6 protein-coding genes and 1 pseudogene are annotated in these 9357 nt (G+C 43.7%); 5 read left to right on the top strand and 2 right to left on the bottom strand.

The window, feature by feature from the left end; genetic code table 11:
• Nucleotides 1–179 precede the first annotated feature (179 nt).
• Together ompR and envZ are read left to right on the top strand one after the other, a co-directional pair.
• Nucleotides 180–899 carry an osmolarity response regulator transcription factor OmpR gene (gene ompR / locus PAT01_RS12690; RefSeq protein WP_004587537.1) on the top strand — a complete coding sequence of 240 codons (720 nt, stop codon included), beginning with the start codon at nt 180–182 and terminating at the stop codon, nt 897–899.
• 5 nt (nt 900–904) lie between these two features.
• Nucleotides 905–2221: a two-component system sensor histidine kinase EnvZ gene (envZ, locus tag PAT01_RS12685; RefSeq protein ID WP_154945575.1), complete on the top strand. Its 1317-nt coding sequence runs from the start codon at nt 905–907 to the stop codon at nt 2219–2221.
• A 45-nt stretch (nt 2222–2266) separates the two neighbouring features.
• Here envZ and PAT01_RS12680 read toward each other — a convergent pair whose 3' ends face one another.
• Nucleotides 2267–4309, bottom strand: coding sequence for a glycoside hydrolase family 97 protein (locus PAT01_RS12680; protein ID WP_154945574.1), 2043 nt, complete (start codon nt 4307–4309; stop codon nt 2267–2269).
• Between the two features lie 158 nt (nt 4310–4467).
• On the opposite strand from PAT01_RS12680, the gene PAT01_RS12675 reads away from it, so the two are divergent.
• Nucleotides 4468–5091: a methylamine utilization protein gene (locus tag PAT01_RS12675; RefSeq protein WP_154945573.1), complete on the top strand. Its 624-nt coding sequence runs from the start codon at nt 4468–4470 to the stop codon at nt 5089–5091.
• Nucleotides 5081–6307 carry a hypothetical protein gene (locus PAT01_RS12670; RefSeq protein ID WP_154945572.1) on the top strand — a complete coding sequence of 409 codons (1227 nt, stop codon included), beginning with the start codon at nt 5081–5083 and terminating at the stop codon, nt 6305–6307. The genes PAT01_RS12675 and PAT01_RS12670 overlap by 11 nt, the downstream gene beginning before the upstream one ends.
• Before the next feature lie 55 nt (nt 6308–6362).
• On the opposite strand, the gene speE is transcribed toward PAT01_RS12670, so the two are convergent.
• The gene (speE, locus tag PAT01_RS12665; protein WP_024033887.1) at nt 6363–7226 is read right to left on the bottom strand and encodes a polyamine aminopropyltransferase; all 864 of its coding nucleotides are present in this window, start codon (nt 7224–7226) and stop codon (nt 6363–6365) included.
• A gap of 197 nt (nt 7227–7423) precedes the next feature.
• On the opposite strand from speE, the pseudogene speA reads away from it, so the two are divergent.
• Nucleotides 7424–9304 (top strand): annotated as a pseudogene (gene speA, locus PAT01_RS12660) (biosynthetic arginine decarboxylase).
• Nucleotides 9305–9357: the final 53 nt, after the last annotated feature.

Genomic DNA, 9357 nt, shown 5'->3' with positions numbered 1-9357 from the left:
GCTCGCGCCGCAATTTAATCGCCCCTAGATTGAACAAATTTCAATCCGCAAAGGTCAACACGCCCTAATAATACAACTTTGAAATGTTCAGTAACAATCTAAGCGCGCAATTAGATTTTGATTATTAAGTTTTTCATTTATATTAACTATTAATTGGAAATAAAAATAAGAAACACGCAATGGGACACGAAACCACAAAAGTATTAGTTGTAGATGACGATATGCGCCTGCGCAGCTTACTAGAGCGTTATTTAGTAGAGCAAGGCTTTATTGTTAGAACCGCCGCAAACTCAGAGCAAATGGATAGACTTATTGAGCGAGAGAACTTTCACTTAATGGTGCTTGATTTAATGCTACCAGGCGAAGATGGTTTATCTATTTGCCGTCGGCTACGCCAAAAAGAAAACGAAATTCCTATTGTGATGCTGACAGCAAAAGGCGATGAGGTCGACCGTATTATAGGCCTTGAACTAGGCGCAGACGACTACATCCCAAAACCGTTTAACCCGCGCGAATTACTGGCTCGCATAAAAGCTATTTTACGCCGCCGCGCCAAAGAAGTACCGGGCGCACCCGCAGCAGAAGAAAACTTAATAGCCTTTGGTCAATTTACGCTTAATTTAGCCACGCGCGAAATGAGCGAGGGCGATAAAACCATTTCACTCACCAGCGGTGAATTTGCCGTACTTAAAGCGCTTGTATCGCACCCGCGCGAGCCACTGAGCCGCGATAAACTAATGAACCTTGCCCGTGGGCGAGATTACAGTGCGCTTGAGCGCAGTATTGATGTGCAAGTATCGCGACTGCGCCGCATGATAGAAGTAGATGCCGCCAACCCGCGCTATATTCAAACTGTATGGGGTTTGGGTTATGTATTTGTTCCTGACGGTGATAAGTAGTTTATATGGGATTTTTTCCGCGTAGTGCGTTTGGCCAAACTGTATTTTTAGTGGCCGCTTTACTGCTAATTAACCAAATAGTGTCGTATGTAACGGTGAGCTTTTACGTTGTAAAACCAACCATAGAGCAAGTAAATTTAATGCTCGCTAAGCAAATTAAAACGGTATTTATAGACTGGGAAGACGGCGTAGAAATCAACGACGAAGTATCTGAAAAGTTTTTTGAAATTACAGGTATAGAAGTGATGACGCAGCGCGAGGCAATGCGTCAAGGGCTTGGTCAAACCCGAGAATACTCGATGCTGTCGCGTAGTATGTCTGAGCAATTAAATGGTTCTGCTCGGGTGCGTATTAGTCAAACCGACCCGCTGATTTATTGGGTAGAAGCGCCGCAAGCACCCGGTTACTGGGTAAAAGTACCGCTTAGCGGGTATCAAGAAAATAACCTCGAATTTTTAACGTTTTACTTATCAAGTATTGGTTTTTTAAGTGTGTTAGGCGGCTGGCTATTTGCTCGGCACTTAAACCGCCCATTAAAGGCGTTGCAGCAAGCAGCCGTGAAAGTGGGTAAGGGCGATTTTAGTAGCAAGCTTGAAGAAGAAGGCTCCAGTGAAGTTATAGAAGTTACCCGTGCATTTAACCAAATGTCGCGCGGTATAGCCGCTCTTGAAAACGACCGCCGTTTACTCATGGCCGGTGTTTCTCACGATTTACGCACTCCGCTTACTCGTATCCGCCTTGCCACCGAAATGATGAACGATAAAGATGACTACCTTCGCGAAGGCATTATTTACGATATTGAAGATATGAACGGCATTATCGATCAATTTATTGAGTATTTACGCCACCACAAAACAGATGAGCTTGCTTGCGAAGATATAAACGCGCTAGTAACTGAAGTGGTTAATTGTGAGCTTAAACAGCAACGCGCTATTACCTTTAAAGGCAACCCCAGCGTGGGGCTTATTCCGTTAAGTAGTGTGGCTATTAAGCGTGTAATTACTAACATGATTGAAAACGCGCTGCGTTATTCCGATGGCGATATAGAAGTACTAAGCTACTTTAATTCAAACAAAAAATACGTTGTGATAGCGGTAAACGATAACGGCCCCGGTATACCAGAAAGCGAACTAGAATCGGTGTTTGAGCCTTTTAAACAAGGTGATACCGCGCGTGGTAGTGAGGGGAGTGGTTTAGGCCTTGCCATTATTAAGCGTATTATTGATATGCACGATGGTAAAGTTAAGCTAGAAAACCGCCCAGAAGGCGGCCTAAGTGCACAAATTTATTTACCTATAAAAATACAAAACTCTGCACAGTAAGTTGTGCAGAGTTGGCTATTTCCATAACGTTAATAGTGCTAAAACTTAGAGTGCTTTAAAGCGGATTGCTGTACCACCACTTGTTGCTAGTTTTAAAGTTAGCTTGTCATTTGCGCTAACTACGCGCTTTTCTATATCTAAATCGTACGGATTGTTTTTCCATTCAGCGTTTTTACCGTCTTGGTATATGTGTGCTTCAAACTTTTTACCCTTTTCTAAAAAGTCGAGTTTTACCTCAATAGTTCGGGCTTTTTCGTCGGTTACGGCGCCTAAGTACCAATCGTTTCCTGAGTATTTATCGCGTTTGCGCTCTTTACGGGCAAAAACAATAAAGTCGCCCACTTCGCCATCAAGCGCAATACTTTGCTGCCAATCGGTTGGTACGTCTTGAATAAATTGAAATGCATCAGGCTTGGCTAAATAGTTTTTAGGTAAGTCGGCGGCCATTTGAATCGGGCTATACAGCACAACATAAAGTGCAAGTTGCTTGGCAAGTGTTGTTTGCGGGCGGTTTGTATCATCGCCTAAGCCATTAAAGCCCATATCGAAAATGCCAGGGGTAAAGTCCATAGGCCCTGCCAGCATACGGGTAAACGCCAGCATAGGAATGTGCTCTGGTGGGTTAGGTGGCGTGCCCCATGCATTAAACTCTTGGCCGCGTGCCCCTTCGCGCGCAATCCAGTTTGGGTAGGTACGGCGCAGGCCGGTGTCTTTTATTGGCTCGTGGGTGTTAATACTAATTTTATGTTTAGCAGCCAGCTTTACGTTGTAAAGGTACTCGTTAACCATAAATTGGCCGTCGTGCCACTCATGACGGGCAATGCCGTTTTCGTCTATGCGTTTTATGTTACCGCCATCCGCTACATAGCCCGTTTTAACTTGGCTTACGTTTGATTTTTCGTAAAGGGCAAAGGCATCCTCCATTTGGTCACGGTAGTTACTTACATTACCTGATGTTTCGTGGTGGCCAATTAACTGCACGCCTTTTTGTTTGCCGTATTGAGTAAGAGCCGCTATATCAAAGTCGTCGTAGGGTTGTGTAAAACTAAATACATCGCCATTAAAAAACCAGTCACCATCCCAGCCTATGTTCCAGCCTTCTACTAGTACGCCATCAAAGCCATATTCTGCGGCAAAATCCATGTAGTACTTAGTGGTTTGTGTAGTGGCACCGTGTTTTTCGCCGCTGCCCCAGGTTTGCGTGTTTATATGCATGCCCCACCAAATACCCACGTATTTACCAGGTTTTACCCACGACACATCGCCTAGTTTATTAGGCTCGTTTAAATTTAATATTATGTCTGAATTGACTAAGCCTACCGCGCTGTCGGCAATTTGAATGGTGCGCCAAGGGGTATTAAACGCACCTTGTTTTTTAACGGCAATGCCATCTGACCACGGTGTTAAATCGGCATTAAAAGTGCCTGGGCGACGCTGATTAAGTACCATGCCTGCGTAATCCACTAAGGCTGCTTCATGAATGCTTATATGGGTACCGTCATTGGTTTTTAAGGTAAACGGTGTGTGTGCTAGGGGGACGTCATTTAATGCGGTGGTGTTGTAAACGTATTCGTATCGGTTCCAGCCGCGGGCGGGTATCCACCATGCGGTGGCATTGTTGTTATTGTTAATGGCAAATTCGGTGAGCTCTTTGGTAATGTGTGTTTGCTCAAAGCCTGCTTGTTTTGGTACTTCGTATCTAAACCCAACGCCACTATCAAAAGCTCTAAAGCGCACTGTGTAGGTTGCAGCGTTAGGCTCGCTTTTTGTAAACGTAACCGCAACTTCGTTGTGTTTATCAGTAACCGTTTGTCGCTCGCCCCAAGGTTGTTGCCACTGGGTATTTACGCTTTGCTGCTTAACATGGGTAATTTTAAAGCCATCGCTAAATGCAGCTTGGGTTGTAAATTCAAAACCCAGGCGCGATGCGTTTATGGCTGGTTTGTTTTTAAAGCTAATAGCGTAGCTGGGTGTGCTATTTTCATCTGAAATAGTCACTTTTATTTGTGAGTTTGGTGATTCAACTACAGCGGTTTGTGCAAAGCTATTGCCAGCAAACGCCAGTAGTAAAAGTGCGGATGTTCTCATTGTGTGTCCTTTGATGAGTCGGTGGTGACCTTTAAGGATAATGGCAGTGAGTTGTTAATACGACTGTCTACATACGTATTCAATGTTTTAAAAAATAGAAAGAATTTAACGGTTTAATCGGTCTATAATGTAAACAAATTGATAATAGCGATTAGCCCATGATAAAACCCTTACTAAGTGTGTTACTGCTATGTATGAGTACTTGCGCAGCAGCAACAACAATAACTATAAAAAATGCCAATAATCAGCCTTTAGCAAATGCGGTAGTGTGGCTAAGCGGGGCATCAATTCAGGCCGGCAATCAAGAAAGTAAAACCTACGCAATGAGCCAACAAAACCGTGAGTTTACGCCGCGTACGTTAGTTGTTCCGCAAAATGCAAAGGTAGAGTTTCCTAATGCCGACTCTATCATGCACCACGTCTATTCGTTTTCTAAAGCTAAAACCTTTGAGTTGAAACTTTACAAAGAGCAGCCTAAAGCGCCCATAACGTTTGATCAAACAGGGGTGGTTGAGCTTGGCTGTAATATTCATGACTGGATGCTGGGCTATATTGTGGTGGTTGATAGCACCGTTTTTGCAATTACCGACGACAACGGTAAGGTTAATTTAACTGCCCCTAATGGGCAATACAGCATGAGTGTATGGCATTCTGGCTTTAGCGATATAAGCAACGTAGAAACCCACAGCGTTAATGTAAGCGGTTCACCTATACACTACACCGTAAAGCAGGCCATAGCCGAGCAAATAGACTTTGCTACGGATGAATTTGATGACTATTAAGCGCAAAAATACAGTATTACTTGGCTTACTTTTTATGAGCCTACCGGCTTTTTCGCAGGTCAAAGGGCTTATTCAGGTACGTGCGGTTGCAAGCGACGATACACAAAGCTTTCAAGATGGCGGTATTGGTTTATATCGCCATGGAGATAGCAGTGATAGCATTTTGTTATCGCAAGGAATTATAGACTTTAAGGCCGATTTAAGTAGCGCCTGGAGCGCACATGCCGTTGTTAATGCTAATCAAGAGCCGAACACCACATTAGGTTTAAGCCAAGCGTATTTACAGTATCAGCCGTTAGTAAATAGCCGTTATAAATGGCATGTAAAGCTCGGTGGGTTTTATCCTAGTATGTCGCTAGAAAACCCCGATATAGGCTGGACCTCGCCTTACAATTATACTAATTCGGCCATAAACAGTTGGCTTGGCGAAGAGCTTCGCACCATAGGTGGTGAGCTTAGCATTAAGCGCCCAGGTAAACGTTTTAATTCTAAGCATAGTTTTAGTGTGAGCGCTGCTATTTATAAAGGGAACGACCCAACAGGGACGTTGCTTTCGTGGCGCGGGTTTGCGCTGCACGACAGGCAAACAACTTTTAACGAAAGTGTACAATTTGCACCTATTGCGGCATTAAATAGTGACGAATTACGTTGGCAAGCTAACCAAGTACTGCCTTTTGAAGAAGTAGATGGCCGCTTTGGCTACTTTGCCGGTGTGCATTGGGATTATTTAAAACGCTCGCAGTTTAGGTTTTATTATTACGATAATAACGCCGATCCCAGCATTTTTAATCGCACAACAGGGCAGTATGCTTGGCATACTCGCTTTAGCAGTTTAGCGTGGTTATATAAATTTACAGGTAAAACCCGTTTGATTGCCCAGCTACTCGATGGTAAAACCGAAATGGGGGCTAATAAGCTTATTTATAACCGTTTTTATAGCCATTATTTAATGCTCAGCCATAAAGCGGGTAAGCATAGGTTATCGCTTAGGTATGATTATTTTAAAGTAGATGACGATGACACCACCGCGTTTGACCCTAACGCCAGCCACGGCGAAGGCTTAACAGCTACATGGCGTTACCAATTAACCGATACGGTACAAATAGGTGTTGAAGGCTCGGCGCTGCATAGCTTTGTACAAAATAGGCCGGGTAGTGGCTTTGCTCAGCGAATATCGCAGCAGCAACTTATGGCTAACGCTCAATGGCGCTTTTAAAGTACAAAAAAAGGGAGCTTTTAAAGCTCCCTTTTAGTTTCAAAAAAAGTGTGAATTATTTTTTATCAAATGCGCGTTTCATAAAGTTTGGTGTAGCAAGTGCGCCGTGATGAATACCGCTGTTGTAGTATTCGCTTTGTTGTGCAACTTGCTCGGCATCGGCTTCTCTAAAGCCATTAAATGCTTGTGATTTACGAGCAAGCGTTACTGACCATAAACCGCTTGGGTAAATTGGCTGTGGAAATGGCAGTGTTTGTAAGTCGTTAAAGCCCACACTTAGCATGGCCTCGCGCATTTCTACTAGCAGCGGCATATGCATTAATGGCGATTCGCTTTGCTGCACTAAAATACCACCAGGGCGTAATGCATTTAAGCAGCTAGTGTAAAACGCGTGGTTAAATAATCCCTCGCCTGGGCCTACTGGGTCTGTACCATCAACAATAACAACATCAATAGACTCGCCCGCAGCGTCACGCATGTATTTTATACCATCATCAAACATAACAGTTGCGCGTGCATCGTTGTTAGACTCACAAAGCTCTGGGAAGTATTTTAACGACATTTGCGTGACTACTTCGTCTATATCTATTTGCGTTACGGTTTCTACACTTGGGTGTTTTAAAACTTCACGTAATGTACCGCAATCGCCGCCGCCAATAATTACCACGTTTTTAGGATTTGGGTGCGCTAAAAGTGCAGGGTGGCTAATCATCTCATGGTAAAAAAAGTTTTCGCGGGTAGTTACCATAGTACAGCCATCGATGATCATTAAATTACCAAAGTCTGTGGTTTCGAACATTTCTACCTTTTGAAAAGGAGACTGTTTTTCATCCAACTTTTTGTTAATACGTAATGAAAATGCGCTGCCATCGCGGTCGCTAATTTCTGTAAACCACTTACTTTGATCTAAATTTGCCATAGTTGCTTTTACACTTTTTAAGTTGAGTATGAAAAAGGGGCAATTCTGCCAGTGCTTCGCGTTTTGCTCAATGAAATTTTAACTGCTTTGCCAATAAAGTTAGCCAGTATCGAGTTAAAGTTCAATTTTTGTTAGCGTAGGGGGTAGTGACGTATTAAAATGCGCCTTTATAGCTAATTGATTAAAGAAGAGTTGCCATGACTTGGGGTTTAGAAACAGCACGCGCTACATATAATGTTGCTCATTGGAGCGATGGCTATTTTGATATTAACGCACAAGGCGAGCTGGTTGCCTACCCAGATGGTGACCAATCTAAAAATGCGATTTCTTTAACGCAGCTCACAGAGCAATTTAAGCAGCAAGGTTTAACATTGCCGGTATTGGTGCGCTTTACCGATATTTTAAAAAATAGAGTAGATACACTCACCCATGCATTTACCTTAGCGCGCAGCAGCCGCGAGTACCAAGGCAAGTACACGTGTGTATACCCTATAAAAGTAAATCAGCAGCGCTCGGTGGTCAGTAAACTATTGGCGCACCCAAGTGGTTTAGTTGGCCTAGAGGCCGGTTCAAAGCCTGAGCTTATGGCAATTTTAGGGGTAGCCGATAAACCCATTACTATTGTGTGCAATGGCTATAAAGACAGTGAATTTTTACGTTTAGCCTGTATTGGTCAAGCCATGGGGCACAGCGTTAAAATAGTCGTCGAAAAACTCTCAGAGCTGACGACCTTACTTGAAGAAATAGATAACCTAGGCATAGAGCCTGCCATTGGTATACGTATTCGCTTAAACTCAGTAGGCAAAGGTAAGTGGCAAAATACCGGCGGCGAAAAAGGCAAATTTGGCTTAACCGCAGGCCAAGTGCTTAGTGCTGTTGAGGTGCTTAAAAAGCATAATAAATTACATTTAATGCAAATGGTGCATTTTCATATTGGCTCTCAAATTGCCAACATACGCGACATACACCGCGCCCTGCGAGAATGCGCGCGCCACTTTGCTGAACTTACCCAGCTAGGAGTGCCGCTTAATACCGTTGATGTAGGCGGTGGCTTAGGGGTTGACTACGAAGGCTCAGGCTCACGCAGTGCTTGCTCGATGAACTATACCGTTGAAGAATACGCACGTAATGTGGTTAATGCTTTTGCTGAGGTGTGTGACCAACATCAACTTACGCACCCAGCCATTATCACCGAATCAGGGCGTGCTTTAACAGCGCACCACGCGGTGTTAATTACCGATGTAATAGACGTAGAAAAAGCGCCAAATCATCCAAATCCAGAACCGCCACTTAAAAACAGTGCGCTAGTGCTTGATGAAATGTGGCAGTGTTTACAGCGTTTAAACCCGCGTATGGCGCTAGAGATTTACCATGATGCGATGCACTTATTTAGCGAAGCGCACGACCAATACGTGCATGGGTTAGTAAGCATGCTAGAGTGGGCGAAAATAGAGCAATTATATTTTACTATTTTGCACCGAGTACGCGCATCACTTAGCAATAACGCGCGTGCGCACCGTGAGGTACTTGACGATTTACACGAAAAGCTAGCCGATAAGCTATTTGTTAACTTTTCACTGTTTCAGTCGTTACCTGATGTATGAGGCATTGAGCAGTTGTTTCCGGTTATGCCAATCGAAAATTTAGATAAACCGCTTACCCAGCGCGCTATTATTCAAGATATTACCTGTGACTCAGATGGGCAAATTCGTGAGTACGTAGAAGGCGCGGGCATAGAAACCAGTTTACCTATACCTGAGTACCAGCATGGCGAGCAATACCATATAGCCATGTTTATGGTGGGGGCTTACCAAGAAATTTTAGGTGATTTACATAACTTATTTGGCGACACCGACTCAGTGCATGTAGAGCTTAACGACGACGGTTATGTATTAACCAATGCCATTAAAGGTGATAGCGTTAAGGATGTATTAAAGTTTGTTGACTATGATAGCGCCATTTTGGCACAAAACTTTGAATTATTGGTCAACAAGCTAGCAGTGTCTGAGCAGTGTAAAGCAGGGTATTTAGCCGAGCTTAATGCCGGGCTTGAAGGTTATACTTACTTCGAAGATTAACCGTATACTCTCAGAATTAAAAGCGTCGCTGTTTGGCGCGCATTGTTTAAAGG

Origin of the sequence: Pseudoalteromonas atlantica, from assembly GCA_007988745.1 — a bacterium.
Taxonomy (GTDB): domain Bacteria; phylum Pseudomonadota; class Gammaproteobacteria; order Enterobacterales; family Alteromonadaceae; genus Pseudoalteromonas; species Pseudoalteromonas atlantica.
The sequence above is the reverse complement of the archived record's forward strand: the minus strand, read 5'-3'. Positions and strand labels throughout refer to the sequence as shown.

What these genes read in the sequence shown, in the direction of transcription:
- envZ (WP_154945575.1), top strand. Translation starts at nt 905, where the DNA reads ATGGGATTTTTTCCGCGTAGTGCGTTTGGCCAAACTGTATTTTTAGTG.
- ompR (WP_004587537.1), top strand. Translation starts at nt 180, where the DNA reads ATGGGACACGAAACCACAAAAGTATTAGTTGTAGATGACGATATGCGC.
- PAT01_RS12670 (WP_154945572.1), top strand. Translation starts at nt 5,081, where the DNA reads ATGACTATTAAGCGCAAAAATACAGTATTACTTGGCTTACTTTTTATG.
- speE (WP_024033887.1), bottom strand. Translation starts at nt 7,226, where the DNA reads ATGGCAAATTTAGATCAAAGTAAGTGGTTTACAGAAATTAGCGACCGC.
- PAT01_RS12675 (WP_154945573.1), top strand. Translation starts at nt 4,468, where the DNA reads ATGATAAAACCCTTACTAAGTGTGTTACTGCTATGTATGAGTACTTGC.
- PAT01_RS12680 (WP_154945574.1), bottom strand. Translation starts at nt 4,309, where the DNA reads ATGAGAACATCCGCACTTTTACTACTGGCGTTTGCTGGCAATAGCTTT.